We start from the raw sequence: 23631 nt of genomic DNA, 5'->3' as shown, positions 1-23631 counted from the left end.
ACGGCCCTCCCCCTGCTGCTCCCGGAGAGGCGGGGGCGGCCGTTCGCCGTTCTCGGGCGGGGGAGGCGGAGACGGGGCGGCTCGTGGTGCGGGCCGGGAGCAGGACCAGCCGGGCTGCGTGGGGGAACGGCTCGAGAGCGGAGGCGGGAGCGGGTCGGGGAGAGATCGACGATCAGGCGGGGCGGAGCACCTCCGACTGGGGGCCCGGCGGCGCGATCGGCCCGGGGTCCCGCTGCGGTCGCGCATCCCCGGAGGTGCATCGACGGGAGAACGCGGTGGCGACCTGCCGCTGCGAGCCGGGACGACGCGTTCGGTTCCGGTCCGAGGCGGCGGCGAGCGCACGGGGACCGCGGTGCACCCTCGGGGACAGCGGTGGACGGCTCCGAGCGAGCGCCCCCCTCGGCCTGAGCGGCCGCCGTCAGGATCAGAGGGAGCGGCGTCCCGCGATGACGCCGGAGACGACGGCGAGGACGCCGAAGACGATCGCGACGACCGGCTGGCCGAGGTCCAGCCACGCCAGCGCGGCGGCGCCCATCACGAGCAGCTCGATCAGCGAGCGGCCGTAGACGTCGATCGCGAGGACCGCGCGCGGCGAGAGGAAGAGCGCCCAGATCAGCGCGGCGACCACCGGAGCGCCGATGCCGAGGACGATGTTCCACGGGAGGTCCCACGACGCGAAGCCCCAGAGGGCGAAGGTCGCCAGCGCGACGAGCTCCAGGAGGAACCGGAGGATCGCGTTCGGGCCGATCCTGATGTCGGTGCCCGCGGTGTCCGCTCCTGCTCGATTCACGCCGACCATGCTAGCCGCCGGAGGTCAGCGGAAGATGATGGTGCGGGCCCCGTCGAGGAGCACCCGGTCCTCCGCGAACCACTTGACCGCCTGCGTGAGCGTACGGCTCTCCTCGTCCTGCCCGATCGCCACGAGCTGGGCGACCGAGTGCGAGTGGTCCACGCGCACCACGTTCTGCTCGATGATCGGCCCCTCGTCGAGGTCGCTGGTGACGAAGTGCGCGGTCGCCCCGATCAGCTTGACGCCGCGGGCGTGCGCCTGCTTGTAGGGGTTCGCGCCCTTGAAGCCCGGCAGGAACGAGTGGTGGATGTTGATAGCGCGGCCGGCCAGTCGCGCGCAGAGCTCGGGGGAGAGGATCTGCATGTAGCGCGCCAGGACCACGAGCTCGACGTCGTGCTCCTCGACGACCTCCAGCACGCGCTCCTCGAACCCGCGCTTCGACTCCGGCGAGACCACGGGTCGCGACTCGAAGGGCACGCCGTAGAACTCGGCGAGGTCGCGAAGGCTGCCGTGGTTGGACAGGATCATCGGGATGTCCACCGCGAGCTGCCCGGCGCGCTGGCGGAAGAGCAGGTCGTTGACGCAGTGCGCGGCGGTGGAGGCGAGGACGAGGGTGCGCAGCGGCCGGCCGACGACGTCGAGGCGCCAGGTCATCCCGTAGTGCTCCGTGATCGGCAGCAGGGCGGCGGCGAACTCCTCGCGGCTGATCGGCGACTCCACCTGCAGGCGCATGAAGAAGCGGCCGGTGTCGGCGCTCGAGAACTGCTGGCTCTCGGTGATGTTGCCGCGGGCCTGGACGACGGCACCGGACACGGCGTGCACGATGCCCGGCTGGTCGGGGCAGGCGAAGGTCAGGGTCCAGTGGTTTCCCGCGGGCCGGGCGCCGGACCACGCGGCGTCGCTGCCCGTCGGACGGGTGCTCGCGGGGGCGGGCCGGGGAGTCGCGGACGCGGCGGGTTCGGGCTGCATCCGCCCAGGATAACGGTGGGGCACGGGGCGGTCCGCGCGCCTCAGCCCGCGTCGACGGACACGACGGCGACGGGTCCCGTCCGCCCGTCCGGGGAGGAGTAGCGGACGCCGATCGTGTGCCTCCCGGGACCGACCTCCAGGGTCGCGGCGAGGACGGGGGCTCCGGGAGCGAGGGACCGCACCTGCCCGCCGTCGACCAGGAGGTCGAGGCCGTCCGCGTCGGGATCGGCGAGCACGAGCACGCCGACCGCGCCCCCGCTCGACGCGGCCCGGGCGAGGAGCACCGGAGCGCGCAGGTCGACCGCCTCGGGGGCGCTGACTCCTGCAGCGGTGCGCGCCAGCACCGTGGTCGTGCCCGCGGGGAGGGGGAGCGCCGGCGCGGTCCAGGAGCCGTCGGCGTCGGCGGTGGCGGAGCCCACGCGGTGTCCGTCGGAGGCGTCCTCGAGGAGCACCTCGGCGCCGGGCGCGGCGGTGCCCCGGGCATCGGGCAGCAGCCGGCCGTCGGTGTCGAGCGCGAGGGTCGGTGCGGCCGGAGCGGGAGGTGCGGCCGGAGCGGGGGTCGTGACCGGTGCGGGAGTCGAGACCGGAGCGGAGGTGCTCGGCGCCTCTGTAGGGACCGGCGCCGGAGTGCTCGGTACGTGCGTCGCTGCCGGAGCCGGAGTGTCCGGTGGGGGAGTCACGATCGGAACAGGAACCGGGACCGGAGTGCTGGGTGCGGGGGTCGGGACCGGAACGGAGGGCAGGGCCGGGCCGTTGCCGATCGGGCCCGGCGCGGAGCCCCCGGTCGTGGCCCCCGGCGGCCCGGAGGGGGCCGGAGCCTCGGTGACGGCAGGGGAGGGCGCCGGTGCGGGGCCGCCGGTCACGGCAGGGCGGGACGGGGCGGGCTCGGCGGCAGGAGTCGGGGAGGCGGTCGCCTCGATCCCTCTCGACGCCGGTGCGCCGACGGGATCGTGGGACGGCTCCTGTTGCGGCGGGCGTCCCGTCCTCCCGGGGGTCGCGCGCGTCGCTCCGGCATCGTCCGACGCGGCCCGTCCGGCCACGGCCGGCACCGTGCTCCTCGGAGCGGCGCCGGAACCCCTGGACCGCCCCGCCGGATCGCCGTCCGCTGCACTCGTCCGGTCCGCGGCCTCCGGGTCCGTCTCCGGTCGGTCGGCGCTCGCCGTCGCTCCTCCGCTCGACGCCGGCGCAGCCGCCTCGGCCGTTGCGCGCTCGTCCACCCGCGCGGAGGCGTCCTCCGCCGCCACGAGCGCGCCGCCCCCGTTCCCGGACAGCAGCACCACCGCGCCGACGACTCCCGCGACCGCGAGTGCCGCCGCAGCGGACGCGGCGACGACTACTCCTGTTCCGCTGCCCGCTCTCGACGCTCGGACCGCTCTCGACGCTCGAACCGCGCTCGACGCCCGGACCGCGCTCGGCAGCGGACCGGAGGCCGCGCCAGAGCCCCCGCCCGCCGCCCAGGCTGCCGCACCGCTCACGCCGGCCGAGAGCGGCAGCAGCACCGACGCGAGGCGGCGCGCAGTGCTCTCGGCCTCCGCCAGCGCCTCCCGGCAGGAGAGGCACCCGTCCAGGTGCCGGTCGATGCGGTGCCTGTCCCGGACGGGGGCTCGTCCTCGCGCGTACGTCCCCGCCCGCTCGAGCACCCACTCGCACTCGCCCGTCGCCGAGGCGTCCGCCACGTGCTCCCGGATCCACGCGGAGCGCAGCCCCTCCCGCGCCCGCACCCCGAGCGCTGCGACCGCGTTGGGCCGCAGGCCCATCAGCGGTGCGGCGGCGGCGGGGGACAGGCCCTCCACCTCCGTGTACCAGAGCACCTCCTGCCAGCGCGGCGGCAGCGCCCGGAACGCGCGCGCGCCCAGGTCGCGCTCGAGGGCGGCGAGGGCGTGCGCCTCGGGATCGGGGCCGGCAGAGGGGAGGGCGCGGTCGGCCTCGTCGAACGGCCGCTCGTGCCGGTCCCGCCGGGCCCAGGATCCCGCGACGTTGCGGACGGTGGTGAAGAAGTAGGGGCGGAAGGCGCCCTCGGGTCCGCCGCCGCGCTCGATCGCCCGCAGGACGCGGAGGAACGCCTCCGAGACCAGGTCGTCGGGGTCGGAGCTGCTCGCCCACGCCCGGGCCACGGTGCGCCCGGCCGAGGAGTGGCGGCGCCAGAGCTCGGAGACCGCGTCGGTGCGGCCCTCCCGGACCAGCGCGACGAGCTCCTCGTCGCTGCGGCCGTCGATGCGCTCGGAGCGGCGTCGAGGACCCACGGCGACGCCCTCCCTCCCGGTCCCGCGCCGGGACCGCCCGAGGGATCGTCGCACGATCGCGCGTGCCCGCCCCCGACTGGCGCGACTCCCGCGCCACCCGGCCCGCTTGCTAGAGTGAGCCCGCCGCGACTGGCGTTCGGATGGGTGACCATCAGGGAGCGGCACCTCCTCCGGGGCAGCGCCCCGGACACTTTTCCCGCCGCACGCCTGGGCTGGAACGGATACCGTAGATCGGGTCGCCCGAACGAGCCGTGTCGCGCCGCAGCGACCTGCCGGGCCCCTTCCGTTTCCCAGCCAAGGAGCGTCCGTGTCCTCTTCCCCCGCCAGCCCCGGCGTCGCCGCCTCGTTCGACCAGCCCGTGTCGGTGGTCGACCCCGAGATCGCCGCCGTGCTCCAGCAGGAGCTCGACCGCCAGCGCGGCTACCTCGAGATGATCGCGAGCGAGAACTTCGTGCCGCGCGCGATCCTCGAGTCGCAGGGCTCCGTCCTGACCAACAAGTACGCCGAGGGCTACCCCGGACGCCGCTACTACGGCGGCTGCGAGTACGTCGACATCGCCGAGCAGCTCGCGATCGACCGCGCCAAGGCCCTCTTCGGCGCCGAGTTCGCCAATGTCCAGCCGCACTCCGGAGCCTCCGCCAACGCCGCGGCGCTCGCCGCGCTCGTGCAGCCCGGAGACACCATCCTCGGCCTCGAGCTCGCGCACGGCGGCCACCTGACCCACGGCATGAAGCTGAACTTCTCGGGCAAGCTCTACAACGCGACCGCGTACGGCGTCGACCCGCAGACCTTCCGCATCGACATGGACGCGGTCCGCGAGAAGGCCCTCGAGGTCCGTCCGCAGGTGCTCATCGCCGGCTGGTCCGCCTACCCCCGTCAGCTCGACTTCGAGGCGTTCCGCGCCATCGCCGACGAGGTCGGCGCGAAGCTCTGGGTCGACATGGCCCACTTCGCAGGCCTCGTGGCGGCGGGGCTGCACCCGTCGCCGGTGCCCTACGCCGACGTCGTGACGACCACCGTCCACAAGACGCTGGCCGGCCCGCGCTCGGGGCTCATCCTCGCGAAGCAGGAGTACGCCAAGAAGCTGAACTCGGCCGTCTTCCCCGGCCAGCAGGGCGGCCCGCTCATGCACGTGATCGCCGCGAAGGCGACCGCGTTCAAGCTCGCCGGCGAGCCCGAGTTCGCCGACCGCCAGGCACGCACCATCCGCGGCGCGCAGATCCTCGCCGAGCGCCTCACGGCGGCCGACTCGAAGGCCGAGGGCATCGACGTCCTGACCGGCGGCACGGACGTCCACCTCGTCCTCGCCGACCTGCGCGACTCGCCGCTGGACGGCAAGCAGGCCGAGGACCGCCTCCACGAGGTCGGCATCACGGTCAACCGCAACGCCGTGCCGTTCGACCCCCGCCCGCCGATGGTCACCTCGGGCCTGCGCATCGGCACGCCGGCGCTCGCGACCCGCGGCTTCGGCGACACGGAGTTCACCGAGGTCGCCGACGTCATCGCCGAGGCGCTCAAGCCCTCGGCCGACCTCGAGGCGCTGCGCGGCCGTGTCGCCCGCCTCACCGACGACTTCCCGCTCTACCCCGGGCTGTAGTCGATCCGCTGCACCACCCGCGCGGCGGAGGCCGGGGCACCGTCCCCCTCCGCCGCGCAACGACCGAGGAGCCCGAGATGACGGCACAGGTACTCGACGGCGTCGCGACGGCGACGGCGGTCAAGACGGAGATCGCGGAGCGGGTCGCCGCTCTGCGCGAGCGGGGCGTCGTGCCCGGGCTCGGAACGCTGCTGGTGGGGGACGATCCCGCCTCCCGCTCGTACGTCGCGGGCAAGCACCGCGACTGCGCGGAGGTCGGGATCGAGTCGATCCGCGTGGACCTCCCCGCGACCGCGTCGGCGGACGACATCCGCGCCGCCATCCGGCAGCTCAACGACTCGGAGGCCGTGACCGGGTACATCATCCAGCTCCCGCTGCCGAAGGGCATCGACGAGAACGCGATGCTCGAGCTCATGGATCCGGACAAGGACGCCGACGGCCTGCACCCCACCAACCTCGGCCGCCTGGTTCTCGGCGTCGAGGGCGAGCTGGACAGCCCGCTGCCCTGCACGCCGAACGGGATCGTCGAGATGCTGCAGCGCCACGGCATCCCGACCTCGGGCCGGCATGTCGTCGTCGTGGGCCGCGGGCTCACCGTCGGCCGTCCGCTCGGGCTCCTGCTCACGCGGAAGGGCCTCGACGCCACCGTGACCCTCACCCACTCCCGCACGGCCGATCTCGCCGCGGAGGTGCGCCGCGCCGACATCGTGGTGGCCGCCGTGGGCGTGCCCGGGCTCATCCGCGCCGACTGGGTGAAGCCCGGCGCCGCCGTGCTCGACGTGGGCATCACGCGGGTCGAGAACCCGGAGACGGGCCGCGCGAAGCTGACCGGCGACGTCGCACCGGAGGCGGCGGAGGTCGCGGGCTGGCTGTCGCCCGTGCCCGGCGGAGTCGGCCCGATGACGCGCGCGATGCTCATCCACAACGTGGTGACGGCGGCCGAGCGCGCCCTGCGCTGACCGGTCCCGCGCCACAGGACCCGCGCCGGACCGCGCTCGGGGGCGACGTCCAGTCGCCTGCCGGTAGCGTGGCCCGGCGCTCTCGCGTCCCCCACCCCGTCGGACACGTCCTCGGAGCGCGCCCCGCCCCACGAGGAGAACCCATGCTCACCGTCACCGCCTACGCCGCCCCCTCCGCGACCGAGCCGCTCGTCCCCACCACCATCGAGCGCCGCGACGTCGGACCGCACGACGTGCTCATCGAGATCGCCTACTCCGGCATCTGCCACTCCGACATCCACACCGTCCGCGGCGACTGGGGACCGGTGGCGTACCCGCTGACCGTCGGCCACGAGATCGTCGGCGTCGTCGCCGAGGTCGGCTCCGAGGTCACCAAGCACTCCGTCGGCGACCGCGTCGGCGTCGGCTGCATGGTGAACTCCTGCCGCGAGTGCGAGAACTGCCTCGCGGGCGAGGAGCAGTACTGCCTGAAGGGCAACACCGGCACCTACGCCTCCGTCGACCGCGACGGCACCATCACCCAGGGCGGCTACTCCACGCACGTCGTCGTCGTCGAGGACTTCGTGCTCCGCGTGCCGGAGTCGATCCCCTACGAGGCCGCCGCTCCGCTGCTGTGCGCGGGCATCACGACCTACTCGCCGCTCTCGCACTGGGAGGCGGGCCCCGGCAAGCGCGTGGCCGTCGTCGGCCTCGGCGGGCTCGGCCACATGGCCGTCAAGTTCGCGCACGCGATGGGCGCCGAGGTCACCGTGCTCTCGCAGACCCTCAGCAAGAAGGAGGACGGCCTCCGCCTGGGCGCCGACCACTACTACGCGACGCGCGACGAGGCGACCTTCACCGATCTCGCGAACACCTTCGACCTGATCGTCAACACGGTCAGCGCGCCCCTCGACCTCGACGCCTACCTGGGGCTCCTGCGCCGCAACGGCACGATGGTGAACGTGGGCGCTCCGGCCGAGGCGCTGCCGCTGCACGTCTTCACGCTCTTCGGCGCCCGTCGCTCCTTCGCGGGCTCGGGCATCGGCGGCATCCGCGAGACCCAGGAGATGCTCGACTTCTGCGCCGAGAAGGGCATCGCGAGCGAGGTCGAGGTCGTCTCGGCGTCGCAGATCAACGAGGCCTACGAGCGCGTCCTCGCCTCGGACGTCCGCTACCGCTTCGTGATCGACGCCTCCACGTTCGAGAAGTGAGGGCGGCCGGGGCGCTAGCCTCGGCGGCATGAGCGAACGGAGCCACCCGGCCGTCGACCGCGTCCTCGCCGACCTCGACCGGCACGGCGTGCACCCGACCGTGCGCTGGCTCGATTCGGCCGCGTCGACGGCGGCACTGGCGGCCGAGGCGCTGGGCGTCGACGTCGGCCAGATCGCCAACTCGCTCGTGTTCCTGATCGACGGTGCGCCGCTGCTGGTCCTGACCAGCGGCGGCCACCGCGTCGACACCGCCTGGCTGGGCGTGCAGCTGGGCGGATCGATCACCCGGGCGCCGGCCGCGGAGGTGAAGTCCGCGACGGGCCAGACGATCGGCGGGATCGCGCCGGTGGGCCATCCCGCGCCGCTGCGCATCGTGGTCGACACGGCCCTCGCCGCCTACGACGTGGTCTGGGCTGCGGCCGGGCACGCGCACACCGTCTACCCGACGAGCTTCGCCGAGCTGGTTCGGGTCACCGGGGGAGAAGGGCGCGCCGTCGTTCCGCCGGATCCGGCGCCGTAGCGGCTGGACGAGGAACGCCCCCTGCGACGCGAGGTCGCAGGGGGCGTCGACGGAAGCAGAGGTCAGAGCACCCGACCCGCGCCGTCGGCGGCCGTGACCAGGAAGAGCTCCGGAGTCGTGAAGCCCTTCTCGGCGAAGGCGGCGAGGACCGCGGCGCGGACCTCCTCCTCCTTCTCCACCGGGGTGAGGGCGATCGCGGAGCCGCCGAAGCCGCCGCCGGTCATCCGGGCGCCGATCGCTCCGGCGCCGCGCGCCGCCTCGACGGCGGTGTCGAGCTCGGGCACCGAGATCTCGAAGTCGTCGCGGAGGGAGACGTGGCCGGCGTCGAGCAGATCGCCGATCGCCCGGGGACCGTGCTCGCGCAGGGTGCGGACGGTCTCGAGCACGCGGGCGTCCTCCGTCACGACGTGCTTCACGCGCCGGTAGGTGACGTCGTCGAGGAGCTCCTGGGCGCGCGGCAGGTCGTCGACCGTCAGCTCGCGGAGCGACGGCACGCCGAGGGTCGCGGCGCCGAGTTCGCAGGAGGCGCGCCGCTCGGCGTAGCCGCCGGTGGCGTGCGCGTGCTCGACGCGGGTGTCGACGACGAGCAGGACGAGCCCGGCCTCCTCGAAGCCGAGGGGGACGACCTCGGTGTCGAGGCTGCGGCAGTCCAGGAACACCGCGGCGTCGCGCTTCCCGAAGAGGGAGGCGGACTCGTCCATGATCCCGGTGGGGGCGCCGACCGCGACGTTCTCGGCGCGACGACCGACGCGGGCCATCGTCGCGCGGTCGAAACCGAGGTGCCAGAGCTCGTCGAGGGCGACGGCCATCGCGCACATCAGCGCCGCCGAGCTCGAGAGCCCCGCGCCGACCGGCACGTCGGAGTCGACGTACGCGTCGAAGCCCGAGCGGGAGCCCAGGTCGACGCCGTACTCGGTGAGCGCCCAGACCACGCCGAGCGGGTAGGCCGACCAGCCGGTGACGGCGCCGGGGCCGAGCTCGTCGAGAGCGACCTCGACCACCTCGGGGGAGAAGGCGCTGCTGATCCGGATCAGGCGGTCCTCCCTGGGCGCGACGGCCATCGCCGTGGCGCGGTCGATCGCGAAGGGGAAGACGAAGCCGTCATTGTAGTCGGTGTGCTCGCCGATCAGGTTCACGCGGCCGGGGCCGGCCCAGACGCCGGCGGCGGGGCGGCCGAAAGTGCGCTCGAAGGCGGCGGCCGCGCTCTCGGCGACGGCGGTCAGGGAGGCGGGAGCGGCGGTCATCGGTTCTCCTCGGCGATGTCGGCGGCGGTGGTGGCGGGAGTGGCGGCGCCGCCGGGAAGCGAGTCGTCGCTGTGCGCGGCGACCGGCAGGGCCGCGTCGGGGCGCTGTGCGATCCCGGCCTCGAGCACGGCCGCGTCGGCCCGCTCGATCGCCGCGCGCAGGGCCGCGGCGCTCGTCTCGGGGGCGATGTCGCCGATCCAGGCGCCCATCGCGGCCTCGCTCCCCGCGAGGTACTTGAGCTTCGTCTCGGCGCGGCGGGGCGAGGTGATCTGGAGCATCAGGCGCACCTCGTCGCGGCGCTCGTGCACCGGGGCCTGGTGCCAGGCGGCGATGTAGGGCGTCGGGGTGTCGTAGAGGGCGTCGATGCCGCGGAGCAGGCGCTGGTACATCACAGCCAGCTCGTCGCGCTCCTCCGGGGTCGTCGCCGCCAGGTCCGGGACGTGGCGGTGCGGCAGGAGGTGCACCTCGACGGGCCAGCGCGCGGCGAACGGCACGAACGCGGTGAAGTGCTCGCCGCGGAGGAGGACGCGCTCGCCGGCCTGCTCGAAGGCGAGGACGTCGGCGAACATCGACGGCCCGTAGCTGTCGAGCGAGGCGAGCAGGCGGGTCGTGCGCGGCGTGACGTAGGGGTAGGAGTAGATCTGCCCGTGGGGGTGGTGCAGCGTGACGCCGATCGCCTCGCCGCGGTTCTCGAACGGGAAGACCTGCTGCACGCCGGGAAGGGCCGAGAGGGCGCCCACGCGGTCGGCCCAGGCCTCGACCACGGTCCGGGCGCGGGAGGCGCTGAGCGTGGCGAACGAGCCCTCGTGCTCGGGGCTGAAGCAGACGACCTCGCAGCGGCCGACGCTGGTCAGCGTCCGGCCGAGCCCGAGAGTGCGCAGGTCCTCCAGGGAGGCGGGCGCGTCCGCGTCCTCGAGGAGCGGGCCGAAGGAGGGGGAGCGGTTCTCGAAGACGGCGACGTCGTACCGGCTGGGCACCTCCGACGGGTTCGTCGGCGACGCCGGGGCGAGCGGATCGAGCTCGGCCGGCGGCAGGAACACGCGGTTCTGGCGCGACGCGGCGATGGAGACCCACTCGCCGGTCAGCACGTCCTGGCGCATCCGCGCGGTGGCGGGGCGGGGGTCGAGGTGGCGTGCGTCGGCGGCGCGCTCCGGGGGGAGGGTCGTGTCGGCGTCGTCGAAGTAGAGGAGCTCGCGGCCGTCGGCCAGCGTGTGCGGGCGCTTGACGACGCCGGCGGAGAGTGTGATCGCTTCGTTCATGGCAGGAGTCAGACTAGGGCCGCATCTTCGAAAAGGAAAGCTCGTTTTCCCTTTGACAAGTCCACCGGTCCGCGGGCACGATGGGCGGATGAGGACGGACGGCGAGCAGGAGTCCACGTCGGCGATCGAGCGCCGGCTGCGGCTGCGTCTAGCCGCCGAGAGCTCGGGCTTCGTCGGGGTCGCCCCGATGGCCGACATGCTCGGGGTCTCGGTCGTCACGGTCCGCTCCGATCTCGCCCTGCTCGCGAACGAGGGCGTCCTCCAGCGGGTGCGCGGAGGGGCGATCCCGGCGCCGAGGCCCACCGGCGAGCGCTCGCTCGAGGAGGGCCTTAGCGCCGCCTCCGACGAGAAGGCCGCGATCGGCGAGGAGGCCGCCGCCTCCGTCTCCTCCGGGCAGAGCATCGTGCTCGACGTGGGCACCACCCCGCTCGCCATCGCGCACGCGCTCGTGGCGCGGGAGGAGCTGCGCGACGTCACGGTGATCACGAACGGCCTCTCCACGGCGCTGGCGCTCGAGCCGGCCATCCCGCGCTTCACGGTCGTCGTCACCGGGGGCACTCTGCGGCCGCTGCAGCACTCGCTGGTCGAGCCGCTCGCGTCCGAGCTGCTCGAGCGGATCCGCGCCGACATCGCCTTCATCGGCTGCACCGGCGTGCACCCCGAGGCCGGCGTCACCAACGTCAACCTCCCGGAGGCGACCCTGAAGCGCCGGATGCTGCAGGCGGCGACCCGCCGGGTCGTGGTCGCGGACTCCTCGAAGCTCGGAGTGGTCGACCTCGGCCGGGTCGCCGCTCCCGACGAGTTCGACCGTCTGCTCACGGGGGCGGGGGCCGCCGACGGAGTCGTCGCCGCTCTGGAGGAGGCGGGGCTCGCGGTCACCCGCTGCCGGACGCTCGGCGAGCGCGTCAGTCCGTAGGATCAAGGAATGGCCGACTTCACCCCCGCCCCCGCCACCGGGCGCCAGTTCTCGCTCGACCTCACCGCCGAGGGACGCACCCTGCACGCCGTCGTGACGGAGGTGGCCGCAGCGCTGCGCCACCTCTCGGTCGACGGAGTGGAGATCACCGCCTCCTACCCGGAGAGCACCGTCCCGCCGTTCGGCTCGGGCATCGTCCTGATGCCCTGGCCCAACCGCGTCAAGGACGGGCGCTGGCACCACCGCGGCGAGACGCTCCAGCTCGCGATCACCGAGCCGAAGTACCACAACGCCATCCACGGCCTCCTGGTGAGCACCCCGTACCGCCTCGTCGACCAGGGCCCGTCCTTCGTCGAGCTGGCCGCGCCGGTCGTGCCGCAGGCGGGCTACCCGTTCCACCTCGAGACCTCGGTCCGCTACGAGCTGCAGGCCGACGGGCTGAAGGTCGTCCACCGCGTCGTCAACGTCGGAGCCGACGAGGCGCCCGTCGCCATCGGCACGCACCCCTTCCTCGCCATCGGCGACGTCCCGACCGACGAGCTCGAGATCACCGTCGACGCGGCGGTGCACATCGAGGTCGACGAGCGCCTCAACCCCACCGTGCAGAACCCGGTCGAGGGCACCGAGTGGGACCTCCGCTCCGGCCGCCGCATCGGCGACCTCGAGCTCGACGACGCCTGGGCCGACGTCCGGATGGTCGACGGCGAGAGCGTGCACGGCCTCCGCGCCGCGGACGGCCGCCGCGTGCTCCTCTGGGCCGACGCCTCGCACAACTTCATCCAGGTCTTCATCACCCGGATCTTCCCCGACGGCGACGACGTGAAGACCGCGATCGCCGTGGAGCCGATGACCGCTCCCGCCGAGGCGTTCAACAGCGGGCAGGGCCTGCGCTGGCTCGAGCCGGGCGAGGAGTGGACCGTCGCGTGGGGCATCCGCCACGAGGGGTTCCCCACCGCGTCATGACCACCCTCGCGGCGGTCGGGCGCGACGACGAGGCCAAGCGCGTCGCTCTCGTCCGGATGAAGCGGCTCGCCACGGGCCTGCTCGTGGTGATGGCCGTCGTCTTCGCCGTGTCGTTCGCCCTGCAGGAGCGCTACCCGTGGCTGCAGTGGGTCCGGGCCGCGAGCGAGGGCGGGATGGTCGGCGCGCTCGCCGACTGGTTCGCCGTGACCGCGCTGTTCCGGCGGCCGCTGGGCCTGCCGATCCCGCACACCGCGATCATCCCGACCAAGAAGGACGAGATCGGCGCGAGCCTCGCGCAGTTCGTCGAGGAGAACTTCCTCCGCGGCGCCATCGTGCGCGAGAAGCTCGACTCCTTCGGGATCGCCCGGCGGGCGGGGCTGTGGCTCGCCGAGCCGGAGAACGCGCACCGGGTCGGCGGCGAGAGCGCCGCGGCCGTCCGCTCGGCGATCGCCCTGCTGGACGACTCCGACGTGCAGCGCGTGATCGAGGCGCTGGCACGGCGCCACCTCCTCGACCCGCAGTGGGGCCCGCCGCTGGGCTCGCTGGTGGGAAGCGTGGTCGAGGCCGGCCACCACCGGCGCCTCGTGGACACGCTGGTGGAGCAGGCGGAGGCGTGGCTGACCGCGAACCCGCAGAGCTTCACCCGCATGGTCAGCGGCCGCCTGCCGAGCTGGCTGCCCTCCGCGGTCAGCCGAGCGGTGGACGAGCGGTTGTACCGCGAGGCTCTCGTCTTCGTCGCCGCGGTGCGCGAGGACCAGGTGCACCCGTTCCGGATCGCGATCGACGGCTACCTCGCCACGCTCGCGCAGGATCTGGGCACCGACCCCGACCTGATCGCCCGGGTCGAGGAGATCAAGAACCGCGCCTTCGACAGCCCGCGCGTCCGCGAGCTCGCCGGGGACGCCTGGGAGGCGACGAAGGCCTCCCTCCTCGGCGCGATGGACGACCCGTCGAGCCCCCTCCGCGGCAGCATCGAGTCGATCGTGGTCGATCTGGGCCGCCGGCTCTCGACCGACGCCGGTCTCGCGGCGACCGTCGACTCCTGGATCGGATCGGTCGCGGCCAACCTGGTCGACCGCTACCGCACCGACATCGCCAGCATCATCGGCGACACCATCCACCGCTGGGACCCGCGCGAGACGTCCGAGAAGCTCGAGCTGCAGGTCGGGAAGGACCTCCAGTTCATCCGGATCAACGGCACCGTCGTGGGCTCCCTGGCCGGGCTGGTCATCTTCACCGTCGCGCACGCGCTGCTCGGCTCGTGAAGCGGGGCGCCCGGGCCCGCTCCGCAAGCCCTCGTCGGCGTCGGTGGTCGGGCGTACGGTCGCACCATGAGCGATGACAACACCACCGATCCCGATGTCAAGACCGAGGGCGACGTCCTCGGCGCCCGTGCCGACGACGGCAGCGACACCAGCGCCAGCAAGGACCCGTCCGACTGGGTCACCGGCGACGAGCCGATGACCGGCCCGCAGCGCAGCTACCTCGACACCCTCGCGCGCGAGGCGGGCGAGACCCTGCCCGCCGACCTCACCAAGGCCCAGGCCTCCGAGCACATCGACCGCCTGCAGTCCTCCACGGGCCGTGGCGACGGCAGCAACGGGCACGACTGATCCCGCCGGGGCGCCCCGGGGCTGAGCATCAGTCCCCGTCGGCGCCCCCGTCCGGGGCGCGCACACCGCGCCCCGGCGTCCCTAGGGTTCCGTCATGGCGATCTCCCGCACCACGCGCAACGCCCTCGACCTCATCGACGCGATCCGGATCCCCGGCCGCATCGATCCCCGTCTGGCCCGGCAGGTGACCCTGTCCCTCCGCCAGCTCCTCGAATCCGGAGCCTTCGGCCCGAGCGAGCGGCTCCTCCGCCGCCGCGCGAGGAGGCTCCGCTCCCGCACCCGCGAAGCGGCCGCGTTCCGGCAGACGCGCTCGGCCGGCTGCACCGTCCAGCCCTGAGTCCGCTGAACGGAGCCGCTCCGCTGTGACCGGCGACGGGACAGACACCGTTCGCGCGGTCGTCTAGAGTTCCTGGCATCCGGTCCGCCGGATGCCCGCCGCAGTCTCCCGGCCGGTCGACAACGGAGTCGTCCCGGTGCGGGTCATCCCCCCGTTCGCGCGTCGAACGCCCCGCTGGTTCCAGCACCCCGCTCCCTCCTCGAGAAGGGACTCCCGCGATGACGACTCGCGTCTCGCACACCGCGACGACCGTCCGCCTCGTCCGCTGGTACCGGATCGACTCCGACTGGCTCTCGGAGGTCGTCACCGGCCGCCTGCTCGAGCACCAGGACGGCCGCTGGCGCCTGCTCGTCGGCGAGAAGGTCCGCGACTACCCGGACGAGGTGTGGTCGCTCTGCCACGAGTGACGCCGTCGCGGAGCACCGCGGCCCGGACGAGCCGTCAGAGGTAGAGGTAGTACGTCTTCGCGCAGTCCGTCGAGCAGAACGGGTCACGGCGGCGGGCCGGCCGGACTCGGCACGCCTCGCACAGCCGAGGCCGGCGCAGGAGGACGCGGAGGACGGTCAGCACCTCTGCACGGTAGTGCGGCGACCTGGCTGCGCCCTGGCACTGTCCGGAAAGCGCGACCAGGCGGTCGTGTGGTGGGCCCCGTCGGGCTCGAACCGACGACCCGCGGATTAAAAGTCCGCTGCTCTGCCAACTGAGCTAGAGGCCCGCGCGCTCCAGGGTAGCGGGCCGTCGACGCCCCCGGAGCAGGTGCGGCCCGGAGCAGGTGCGGCCCGTAGCGCGGACGATCCCGGAGCGGACCGCGTCCTCCGCGCGGGCATACCCGCCCAGCCGCGGGCGTTACCCTCCTCGAACCCCCTACGGAGCGCGAGCGCGAGAGCGTCCGCGCGCACGACCGCGGAAGGCGGCCCCATGACAGACGGCTTCCACAAGCCGACCAAGTTCCCCTCCCACGTCTTCGAGGCGTTCCAGGGAGGAGAGGACCCGGCGCAGATCAGCCGTGTCGCCCACGAGACCGCGATCGCGCTGCTGAGCCGTGTCCGGAACGACCCCGACCCGGTGGTCATCGACCGCCTGGTCGAGTACACCGACCACAACGGCATCGACGCGCTCGCCGAGCTCTGGGCGCGCTCCAGCGCGGCGAGCCTGCCGGGCGCCCTCTGGCGGATCTACCTGCTGCGGCTGGTCATCCGGCAGGACCCGGAGAGCACGAGCTTCCTCTACCAGCGCGGAGTCGAGCTGTCCGCCACGATCGACCCGGTGGTCGCCGGAGCCAGCACTCCCACGGGGCCGGCCGAGATCACCGAGCTGGCCGACCGGATCCTCCGCGGCGTCTTCGACGGCGACTTCGCGGTGGCACTGGACCGCGCCGCGGCGTTCTGCCGCGTGAGCGCCTCCGGAGCCGTCTCGGTCGCCGACGACGTGGAGCCGGTGAACCCCGCCCGGGCGAGCGAGCTGACCACCCGCGCCCTGCGCCTCTCGACCACCGCGGCCGAGCTCGTGAGCTGCGCGCGGCTGTGGCGGAGCGACTCCCTGGAGTGACGCGCAACCCGCGTTCACCCACTGCGAACGCCGCTCGCCGCCACCGCGGAGGCCTTTGGTAGACTGGCGGAAGCCGGATCGCAGTAACCCCGGGCTCCACTTATAGCCGCTTCGAGCGGCCTCGCGCCGAGAGGCGTTCCTGCGGTCCGGCCCCTTCTCTGCTCGCATCGCCGCCACGGTGCGCGAGGCGAGGGCCCAGGAGGAGTCGATCCTCGCCCGAGTCCCCACAGACAGGCGCCAGCGGAATGAAGAACAGCAGAGCTCTCCGGATCGGCGCGCGCGTCTGGGCGGGGGCGGGGCTGCTGGTCGTCGCCGCCCTCTACCTCCTCGCCGCCCCGAGCGTCGACGACGCGGAGGGCGCCCAGTTCGCCGCGGGGGTCTCGCTCTCGCAGGGCACGGTGATGCGCGTCCTCGCGGTCCTCGACGTGCTCGCCGGGCTCTGGGTCCTCATCCGCCCGCGCAGCTATCCGGGCATCACCGCTGCGGCGGTGGCCGTGATCTCGCTCTGGCTGGCCCCCCGGCTGGGCGACCCCGCGCTCGTGCCGATCGGCACGTTGGCGCTGGATGTCCGATTCGTGACGCATCCGATCGAGGTGTCGGTCGTCGTTGCAGGCCTGGCCGTGACAGCCTTCTGGATGACGCGGAATCTTTCAGCCCGGGCGCGGGCGAGGCGGGGCTGATGACGGACGACACCACAGCGGAGGCGGCTGTCCTCCTCGAGCGCATCGCCGGGGGAGAGCAGGCCGCGTTCGCCGCGCTCTACGACCAGATGGCCGGCCGGGTCCTCGGCCTGATCATCCGCGTCCTCGTCGACCGCTCCCAGTCCGAGGAGGTGGCCCAGGAGGTCTTCCTCGAGATCTGGCAAACCGCTGGGCGTTTCGCTCCGAATAAAGGAAGCGCGACGACCTGGATCCTCACGATGGCACACCGCAGGGCCATCGACAGGGTCCGCGCGGCTCAAGCCGGCCGTGATCGGGACATGCGCATCGGAATCCGAGACCTCGGACGCGACTACGACCAGGTCTCCGAGCAGGCGGAGGTGTCCCTCGAGCACGAGAAGGTCGCGGCCGCCATGGGCCGCCTGACGGAACTGCAGCGGCAGGCGCTGCAGCTCGCTTACTACGGCGGATACTCGCACAGCGAGATCGCGGGGATCCTGCAGTGCCCCGTGGGAACCGTCAAGACGCGCCTGCGTGACGGAATGATCAGACTTCGAGAAGAGATGGGGGTGGCCCTGTGAACGATGTGCGACTCCCCGACGGGATGGACGACCCGCGCGATCTCGCGGCGGGTCACGCACTGGGCATCCTGACGCCCGAGGAGCAGGAGCGCTACGAGCGCTTCCTCTCCGAGCACCCGGAGGCGCGCGGCGAGGCCGACGCGTTCGCCGAGGTGGCGGAGGCGCTGGTCGCCGACGCACCCGCCGTGGAGCCTTCGCCGGGCTTCAAGGCCGACCTGATGGCGCTCATCGCCACCACTCCGCAGCTGCCGCTGGAGGAGCCCGACGAGGACCACGAGGTGCCCTCCGCGCCCCGTCTGGTCCCCGTCGCCTCCGAGGGCGAGCGGAGCGGTCCGACGGCTCGCCGGGACGGTGGCGGCAGCGCCGCGAACCGCGCACGGAGCCGCTGGTTCGCCCGCCCCGCGGTCTACCTCTCGGCGGCCGCGGCCGCCGCGGTGATCGTGGTCGGCGGTGTGACCCTTCCGCCGCTGCTCTCGTCCGGCCCCGGCCAGACGCAGCAGCAGACGGCTCTGGAGCAGATCCGCAGCGCCCCCGACGCGCAGGAGACGACCGGCACGGTCGCCACCGGCGAGCAGGCGACGCTGGTCTGGTCGAGCTCGCTCGGCCGCTCCGCCCTCGTGGTGGACGACCTGGCGCCGCTGCCGGAGGACAAGACCTACGAGCTCTGGTACATCGGCTCATCCGGTCCGGTCGCCGCAGGGACGTTCGACGGGGGAGAGGGCAGCACCGTGGCCCCGCTCGAGGGGAGCCTGACCGAGGGCGGAGTCGTCGCCGTGACGGTCGAGGACGCCGGCGGCTCGCCGACTCCGACCACCGATCCGATACTGGCGATCGACATCGCCTGACGGCCCGAGCACGAGAAGAGCCGCACTCCCATGACGGAGTGCGGCTCTTCTCGTTCCCGGAGGGAACGCGGTGGAACGAGAGCGAGCCGCGACCCCGGAGGGACGCGGCTCGCTCTCGTCTGCGGCGGATCAGCCGAAGCGGCCCGAGACGTAGTCCTCGGTCGCCTGGACGGACGGCCGCGAGAACATCGTCGCGGTGTCGTCGTACTCGATGAGCTTGCCCGGCTTGCCGGTGCCCGCGATGTTGAAGAACGCGGTGCGGTCCGAGACGCGCGAGGCCTGCTGCATGTTGTGGGTCACGATGACGATCGTGTAGTCGTTCTTGAGCTCCTCGATGAGGTCCTCGATCGCGAGGGTCGAGATCGGGTCGAGGGCGGAGCAGGGCTCGTCCATCAGGAGGACGTCGGGGGAGACGGCGATCGCGCGGGCGATGCACAGACGCTGCTGCTGGCCGCCGGAGAGACCGGAGCCCGGCTTGTCGAGGCGGTCCTTCACCTCGTTCCAGAGGTTCGCGCCCTGGAGCGAGCGCTCGACGAGCGCGTCCGCGTCCGACTTCGAGATGCGGCGGTTGTTGAGCTTCACGCCGGCCAGCACGTTGTCCCGGATGGACATCGTCGGGAACGGGTTGGGGCGCTGGAAGACCATGCCCACCTGCCGGCGGACCTGCACCGGGTCGACGCCCGGGCCGTACAGGTTGTTGCCGTCGATCAGGACCTCGCCCTCGACGTGCGCGCCGGGGATGACCTCGTGCATGCGGTTGAGCGTGCGGAGGAAGGTCGACTTGCCGCAGCCGGACGGGCCGATGAAGGCGGTGACCGTGCGGGGCTCGATGGCGAGCGAGACGCCCTCCACCGCGAGGAACTGGCTGTAGTAGACGTTGAGGTCGTTGACCTCGATGCGCTTGGACATTGCTTCCTTCGGGGATTCCGGCCGGAGCCGAGTGGTGGGTGTCAGCGGCCGAGCTTGGGGGCGAAGATCTTCGCGATCAGGCGGGCGACCAGGTTCAGCGCCATGACGATCAGGATGAGGGCCAGCGCGCCGGTCCAGGCCCTGTTGAGGAACGCCTCGGCGTCGGGGCCCTGGTTCGCGTACTGCGTGTAGACGAAGACCGGGAGGGTCATCATCCGCTCGCTGAAGAGGTCGTAGTTCATCGACGCGGTGAAGCCGGCGACGATGAGCAGCGGGGCGGTCTCGCCGATGACGCGGGCGATCGCGAGGGTGATGCCCGTCGTGATGCCGGCGATGGAGGTCGGCAGCACGATCTTGACGATGGTCAGCCACTTCGGCACGCCGAGGGCGTAGGACGCCTCGCGCAGCTCATTCGGGACCAGCTTCAGCATCTCCTCCGACGAGCGGACGACCACGGGGATCATCAGCACGGCGAGGGCGATCGAGCCGGCGAAGCCCATCCGGACGCCGGGGCCGAGGAGCAGCGCGAAGAGCGCGTAGGCGAACAGGCCCGCGACGATGGAGGGGATGCCCGTCATCACGTCGACGAAGAAGGTGATCGCCCGGGCGAGGTGGCCGCGGCCGTACTCGACGAGGTAGATCGAGGTGAGCAGGCCGATCGGCACCGAGATCAGCGCGGCCATGGCCGTGATCTCGAGCGTGCCGATGATCGCGTGGAGGGCGCCGCCGCCCGCGTCGATGACGTTGCGCATCGACGAGGAGAAGAAGAGCGGATCGAACCGCGCGACTCCGTTGGAGACGACCGTGTAGAGCAGGGAGATCAGCGGGAGCAGCGCGATGATGAACGCGGTCGCGACCAGCGAGGTCACGAGGCGGTCGACAGCCTTGCGGCCGCCCTCGACCAGGCGCGAGACCACGTAGATGGCGACGTCGAAGAGGACGGTGCCCCAGAAGATCGCGCCGACGAGGCTGAAGTCGTTCATCATGCCGGCCGCCTGGAGGATCAGGAAGACGGCGGCGAACACGACCCAGCTGCCGACGAGCAGCATCCAGGGGGTGCCCTTGGGCAGCTTGCCCGCCTGCAGCGAGAAGGGCATCGACGAGGTGGCGGCGGACATCAGTTGGCTCCCGAGAAGGCCTTGCGGCGGTTGACGATGAACCGCGCGACCGAGTTCACGACGAGGGTGATGACGAAGAGGATGAGGCCCGAGGCGACGAGGACGTTGACGCCGACTCCGCTCGCCTCCGGGAACTGCAGCGCGATGTTCGCGGCGATGGTGTTCGAGTTCTGCGAGGTGAGCAGGAGGAAGGAGACGACCGTCGCGGGCGAGAGCACCATCGCGACGGCGAGCGTCTCGCCGAGGGCCCGGCCGAGGCCGAGCATGGCGGCCGAGACGATGCCCGGGGCGCCGAAGGGCAGGACGGCCATGCGGATCATCTCCCAGCGGGTCGCGCCGAGCGCGAGCGCCGCCTCCTCGTGCAGGCGCGGGGCCTGGAGGAAGATCTCGCGGCAGACCGCGGTGATGATCGGGATGACCATGACGGCCAGCACCACCGAGGCGGTGAGGATCGTCTTGCCGGTGCCCGACGCCTGGCCGCCGAAGAGCGGGAACCAGCCGATGTTCACGTTGAGGAAGAGGTAGAAGGGCTGCACCATCGGCGCCAGCACGGTCGCGCCCCAGAGGCCGAAGACCACCGAGGGGACGGCGGCGAGGAGGTCGACCACGTAGCCGAGGGCCATCGCGATGCGGCGCGGCGCGTAGTGCGAGATGAAGAGGGCGATCGCGATCGAGAGCGGCAGGGCGATCACCAGGGCGATCACCGCCGACCAGACCGTGCCGAACACCAGGGGGCCGACGTAGGCCCAGAAGCTCGTCGCGTCGCCGGGGAGGCTGCCGGCCGGCGCGGTGAACGCGGGGATCGACTGCGCGATGAGGAAGATCGCGACGGCGGCGAGGACGAGGAGGATGAGGGAGCCGGCGGCGACGGTCGAGATCGAGAAGACCCGATCTCCGACACGCACCTTCGCCTTCGGGCGGACGACGGTCTCAGTTGCCATTCCAGGGGACTCTCTTCAGACGAGGGGGTTCGGCGGGGCGCACAGGGAGATGCTAGGGCTCGGAGGGGGCGTCCGGTGGGTCGAGCCCGGCACAGGCGGGGCCCGTCCCGCGGATCGTGCTGCGAGACGGGCCCTGCCGGTGGGACTACTTGATCGACTCGATCGCGGTGGCGACGGTCGAGGCGAGCTCGGAGCTCAGGGGAGCGGAGCCGGCCTGAGCGGCGGCGGCCTCCTGGCCCTCCTCGCTCGCGACGTAGGAGGCGAAGGACTTGACGACCTCGCCCTTGTCGGCGTCCGCGTACTCCTGGCACACGATGAGGTAGCTGACCAGGACCATCGGCCAGGCGTCCGCCTCGGTGCCGGTGCGGTCGATCTTGATCGCGAGGTCGTTGTCCTCGCGGCCGTCGGCGATGGGCGAGGCGGCGACGACCGCCGCGGCTCCGTCGGCCGAGATGGTCGAGAACGCGTCGCCGACCTTCAGCTGGGCCATGTCCATGCCCTGGGCGCCGGACTCGTCGGCGTAGCCGATCGTGTTGGTGCCGTTCTTGACCGCGTCGACGACACCCGAGGTGCCCTTGGCGCCGTCACCGCTCTGGTACGGGAAGGTCTGCGCGGCGGGAGCGTCCCAGACGTCGCTCGCGGTGGCCGCGAGATAGTCGGTGAAGTTCTGCGTGGTGCCCGAGTCGTCCGAGCGGTGCACGGAGGTGATGTTCGCCGACGGGAGGGTCGCGTCGGGGTTCAGGGCCTTGATCTCCGGGGCGTCCCAGGAGGTGATGGTGCCCTTGAAGATGCCAGCGATGGTGGCCGCGTCGAGCTTGAGCTCGTCGACGCCCTCCACGTTGAAGATGACCGCGATCGGCGAGATGTAGACCGGGAGGTCGATCGCCTTGGTGTCGGGGGCGCAGGCGGCGAAGGTGCCTGCGAGCTCCTCGTCCTTGAGCGCGGAGTCGGAGCCGGCGTAGTCGGCGGCGCCGTCGATGAAGTTGGTGCGGCCGGCGCCGGAGCCCTGCGGGTCGTAGTTGACCGTGACCTCGGGGTTCGCGGTCTGGAACGCGGCGGCCCAGGTGGTCTGCGCGGTGCCCTGAGCGGACGAGCCGATCCCGGTGATGGTGCCGGAGAGCGTGGAGGTGGTGGCGGAGCCGGAGCTGCCGCCTGCGGCCGGTGCCTCGTTGGCAGCGCAGGAGGTCAGCGTGATCGCTGCGACGGCGGCGACGACGGCCGCCTGGCCGAGACGCGAGAATCTCACAAGTATCCCTTTCGGGTAGGAAAGCGTGGAAAACAGAACAGGGCCTGGTGCAGCCCGCGAGCGAGAGTACGGAGGGGTCGTGTCCTGGCACCGACCGCTCGGTGAACGCGCGGTGAACGGGTCCGCCTCGGGGATTGCGGAGCGACGGGGCGGCGGGGAAGGCGCGGTGCGTCCGGCGGGTCCCGGCGGCGCGACCGGCTTGGTGCGGACGGACCCGTCGAGCCGGTCACGCAGCGCGCCCGGGCGGTCAGGCCAGCGGCGTGTGCGTCTCGATCGCTACGATGCCGGATCCGGGATGACCGGTGGAGAGGTGCACCACGGCGAAGCCCCCGGTCGGCAGCGCTGCCGCCTCGTCGAGGTAGGCGCCGAGAGGGGTCGCCGTGGCGAGGGCGATCTCGCGCAGGATCTCGGGGATCACCGGCCGGTGGCTGCAGAGGACGGCGGTGCGGCGGGCGCGGACCCGCTTGCCGACCAGGGCGCGGACGTCGGCGGTGCCCTGCTCGTGCGCCTCCTGGCTGAGGTCGTCGCGCAGCTTGACCGGCTTCCTGACCAGACCGGACAGCGGGGCGATGGTCGACCGGCAGCGCTTGGCGGTGCTCGAGACGAGGCGGCGCGGGCGCCAGGCGGCCACGGCCTGAGCGGCGGCAGCGGCCTCGACCCGGCCGCGCCCGGTGAGGCGGCGGGTGGAGTCACGGCCGTCCCAGGAGGAGGCGGGCACCGCCTTCGCGTGCCGCAGGACCACGATCGCGAAGGTCTCGAGCGCACCGCGTGCGGCTATCCGGGCGAACTCGTCGACGATCGTCACGTCGTGCGGATAGGTCAGGTAGCTCCGGGCCCGCTTGAGCGTCACCCACTCGAGCGCCTCGACCTCGTCGTTCGGGAGGAAGTCGGACGCCAGGACGGCCTTCTCGGTCACCTGCGCCGCCCAGTAGTAGACGGCCTTCGGGCGCCCGCTCGGCAGCGTGTACTCGGTGCACCCCAGCGGCACCCCGAGCGCCACCGAGAGCCCGGTCTCCTCGCGGATCTCGCGGACCGCGGTCTCCGGGAGGGACTCGCCCGCGTCGACCTTGCCCTTGGGCAGGCTGACGTCCCGGCGGTGCGGCCGGTGGATCACGAGGATGTGCGGGCGGCCCTCGATGATCCGCCAGCACACCGCTCCTGCTGCGTAGACGGTGCCCGTCACG

General features: G+C 72.8%; 24 protein-coding genes and 1 tRNA gene. 14 read left to right on the top strand and 11 right to left on the bottom strand.

What is annotated here, in order from left to right:
- Positions 1–424 precede the first annotated feature (424 nt).
- Genes C5C57_RS02430 through C5C57_RS02420 form a run of 3 tightly spaced genes read right to left on the bottom strand, consistent with a single transcriptional unit; the run spans position 425 to position 4002 of the window.
- Positions 425–790 carry a YrdB family protein gene (locus tag C5C57_RS02430; RefSeq protein ID WP_104276971.1) on the bottom strand — a complete coding sequence of 122 codons (366 nt, stop codon included), beginning with the start codon at positions 788–790 and terminating at the stop codon, positions 425–427.
- A gap of 24 nt (positions 791–814) precedes the next feature.
- The gene (gene purU, locus C5C57_RS02425) at positions 815–1759 is read right to left on the bottom strand and encodes a formyltetrahydrofolate deformylase (RefSeq protein ID WP_104224944.1); all 945 of its coding nucleotides are present in this window, start codon (positions 1757–1759) and stop codon (positions 815–817) included.
- 41 nt (positions 1760–1800) lie between these two features.
- Positions 1801–4002 (bottom strand): sigma-70 family RNA polymerase sigma factor, encoded by a 2202-nt coding sequence (locus tag C5C57_RS02420; RefSeq protein ID WP_181069055.1) that lies wholly within the window; start codon positions 4000–4002, stop codon positions 1801–1803.
- Between the two features lie 307 nt (positions 4003–4309).
- Here C5C57_RS02420 and glyA point away from each other — a divergent pair, with 307 nt between their 5' ends.
- The 4 genes from glyA to C5C57_RS02400 all read left to right on the top strand — a co-directional run bounded on the left by glyA (position 4310) and on the right by C5C57_RS02400 (position 8268).
- Positions 4310–5599, top strand: coding sequence for a serine hydroxymethyltransferase (gene glyA / locus C5C57_RS02415; RefSeq protein WP_104224723.1), 1290 nt, complete (start codon positions 4310–4312; stop codon positions 5597–5599).
- 77 nt (positions 5600–5676) lie between these two features.
- A complete protein-coding gene (locus tag C5C57_RS02410) occupies positions 5677–6558 on the top strand; it encodes a bifunctional methylenetetrahydrofolate dehydrogenase/methenyltetrahydrofolate cyclohydrolase (protein WP_104247702.1) in 882 nt (293 codons plus the stop codon).
- A gap of 143 nt (positions 6559–6701) precedes the next feature.
- A complete protein-coding gene (locus C5C57_RS02405) occupies positions 6702–7748 on the top strand; it encodes an NAD(P)-dependent alcohol dehydrogenase (protein WP_104233905.1) in 1047 nt (348 codons plus the stop codon).
- Between the two features lie 28 nt (positions 7749–7776).
- Entirely contained in the window at positions 7777–8268 is a 492-nt protein-coding gene (locus C5C57_RS02400; RefSeq protein WP_104288067.1) for a YbaK/EbsC family protein, read from the top strand.
- Between the two features lie 62 nt (positions 8269–8330).
- On the opposite strand, the gene galK is transcribed toward C5C57_RS02400, so the two are convergent.
- On the bottom strand, positions 8331–9512 hold the full coding sequence (gene galK / locus C5C57_RS02395) for a galactokinase (protein ID WP_104256411.1): 1182 nt from the start codon (positions 9510–9512) through the stop codon (positions 8331–8333).
- On the bottom strand, positions 9509–10771 hold the full coding sequence (galT, locus tag C5C57_RS02390) for a galactose-1-phosphate uridylyltransferase (protein WP_104224718.1): 1263 nt from the start codon (positions 10769–10771) through the stop codon (positions 9509–9511). Before galT ends, galK begins: the two co-directional genes overlap by 4 nt.
- A gap of 88 nt (positions 10772–10859) precedes the next feature.
- Between galT and C5C57_RS02385 the strand changes: the two genes are divergently transcribed.
- The 6 genes from C5C57_RS02385 to C5C57_RS02360 all read left to right on the top strand — a co-directional run bounded on the left by C5C57_RS02385 (position 10860) and on the right by C5C57_RS02360 (position 15007).
- Entirely contained in the window at positions 10860–11687 is an 828-nt protein-coding gene (locus tag C5C57_RS02385; RefSeq protein ID WP_104297218.1) for a DeoR/GlpR family DNA-binding transcription regulator, read from the top strand.
- 9 nt (positions 11688–11696) lie between these two features.
- Entirely contained in the window at positions 11697–12650 is a 954-nt protein-coding gene (locus C5C57_RS02380) for an aldose 1-epimerase family protein (RefSeq protein WP_104263066.1), read from the top strand.
- Positions 12647–13915, top strand: a complete 1269-nt coding sequence (locus C5C57_RS02375) for a DUF445 domain-containing protein (RefSeq protein ID WP_104224715.1) — start codon at positions 12647–12649, stop codon at positions 13913–13915. The genes C5C57_RS02380 and C5C57_RS02375 overlap by 4 nt, the downstream gene beginning before the upstream one ends.
- A gap of 66 nt (positions 13916–13981) precedes the next feature.
- A complete protein-coding gene (locus C5C57_RS02370) occupies positions 13982–14263 on the top strand; it encodes a DUF3072 domain-containing protein (protein WP_104224714.1) in 282 nt (93 codons plus the stop codon).
- A 94-nt stretch (positions 14264–14357) separates the two neighbouring features.
- Positions 14358–14600 (top strand): hypothetical protein, encoded by a 243-nt coding sequence (locus C5C57_RS02365; RefSeq protein WP_104224713.1) that lies wholly within the window; start codon positions 14358–14360, stop codon positions 14598–14600.
- Between the two features lie 218 nt (positions 14601–14818).
- Positions 14819–15007 (top strand): hypothetical protein, encoded by a 189-nt coding sequence (locus tag C5C57_RS02360; protein ID WP_104224712.1) that lies wholly within the window; start codon positions 14819–14821, stop codon positions 15005–15007.
- A gap of 232 nt (positions 15008–15239) precedes the next feature.
- On the opposite strand, the gene C5C57_RS02355 is transcribed toward C5C57_RS02360, so the two are convergent.
- Positions 15240–15315 (bottom strand) — tRNA-Lys (locus C5C57_RS02355).
- Between the two features lie 203 nt (positions 15316–15518).
- On the opposite strand from C5C57_RS02355, the gene C5C57_RS02350 reads away from it, so the two are divergent.
- The 4 genes from C5C57_RS02350 (at position 15519) to C5C57_RS02335 (ending at position 18233) form a co-directional block, all read left to right on the top strand.
- Positions 15519–16148, top strand: a complete 630-nt coding sequence (locus tag C5C57_RS02350; protein ID WP_104227273.1) for a DNA-directed RNA polymerase subunit beta — start codon at positions 15519–15521, stop codon at positions 16146–16148.
- A gap of 245 nt (positions 16149–16393) precedes the next feature.
- Positions 16394–16828 carry a hypothetical protein gene (locus C5C57_RS02345; RefSeq protein ID WP_104224710.1) on the top strand — a complete coding sequence of 145 codons (435 nt, stop codon included), beginning with the start codon at positions 16394–16396 and terminating at the stop codon, positions 16826–16828.
- A complete protein-coding gene (gene sigK, locus C5C57_RS02340; protein WP_104224709.1) occupies positions 16828–17388 on the top strand; it encodes an ECF RNA polymerase sigma factor SigK in 561 nt (186 codons plus the stop codon). Before C5C57_RS02345 ends, sigK begins: the two co-directional genes overlap by 1 nt.
- Positions 17385–18233, top strand: a complete 849-nt coding sequence (locus C5C57_RS02335) for an anti-sigma factor domain-containing protein (RefSeq protein ID WP_146079388.1) — start codon at positions 17385–17387, stop codon at positions 18231–18233. Before sigK ends, C5C57_RS02335 begins: the two co-directional genes overlap by 4 nt.
- Positions 18234–18362: 129 nt before the next feature.
- Here C5C57_RS02335 and pstB read toward each other — a convergent pair whose 3' ends face one another.
- From pstB to C5C57_RS02310, 5 genes are all read right to left on the bottom strand, one after another.
- Positions 18363–19142 (bottom strand): phosphate ABC transporter ATP-binding protein PstB, encoded by a 780-nt coding sequence (gene pstB / locus C5C57_RS02330; protein WP_104224707.1) that lies wholly within the window; start codon positions 19140–19142, stop codon positions 18363–18365.
- Positions 19143–19183: 41 nt separating this feature from the next.
- A complete protein-coding gene (gene pstA, locus C5C57_RS02325) occupies positions 19184–20260 on the bottom strand; it encodes a phosphate ABC transporter permease PstA (RefSeq protein ID WP_104224706.1) in 1077 nt (358 codons plus the stop codon).
- Complete coding sequence (pstC, locus tag C5C57_RS02320) at positions 20260–21201, bottom strand: phosphate ABC transporter permease subunit PstC (protein WP_104227270.1); 942 nt, start codon at positions 21199–21201, stop codon at positions 20260–20262. Before pstC ends, pstA begins: the two co-directional genes overlap by 1 nt.
- A gap of 145 nt (positions 21202–21346) precedes the next feature.
- Positions 21347–22447: a phosphate ABC transporter substrate-binding protein PstS gene (gene pstS / locus C5C57_RS02315; RefSeq protein WP_104224704.1), complete on the bottom strand. Its 1101-nt coding sequence runs from the start codon at positions 22445–22447 to the stop codon at positions 21347–21349.
- A gap of 247 nt (positions 22448–22694) precedes the next feature.
- Positions 22695–23630, bottom strand: coding sequence for an NUDIX domain-containing protein (locus C5C57_RS02310; RefSeq protein ID WP_104224703.1), 936 nt, complete (start codon positions 23628–23630; stop codon positions 22695–22697).
- Position 23631: the final 1 nt, after the last annotated feature.

Source organism: Rathayibacter sp. AY1C5, from assembly GCF_002931705.1.
Classification (GTDB): Bacteria; Actinomycetota; Actinomycetes; order Actinomycetales; family Microbacteriaceae; genus Rathayibacter.
Note: the sequence above shows the minus strand (reverse complement) of the source record. Positions and strands in the feature narration are given on the sequence as shown.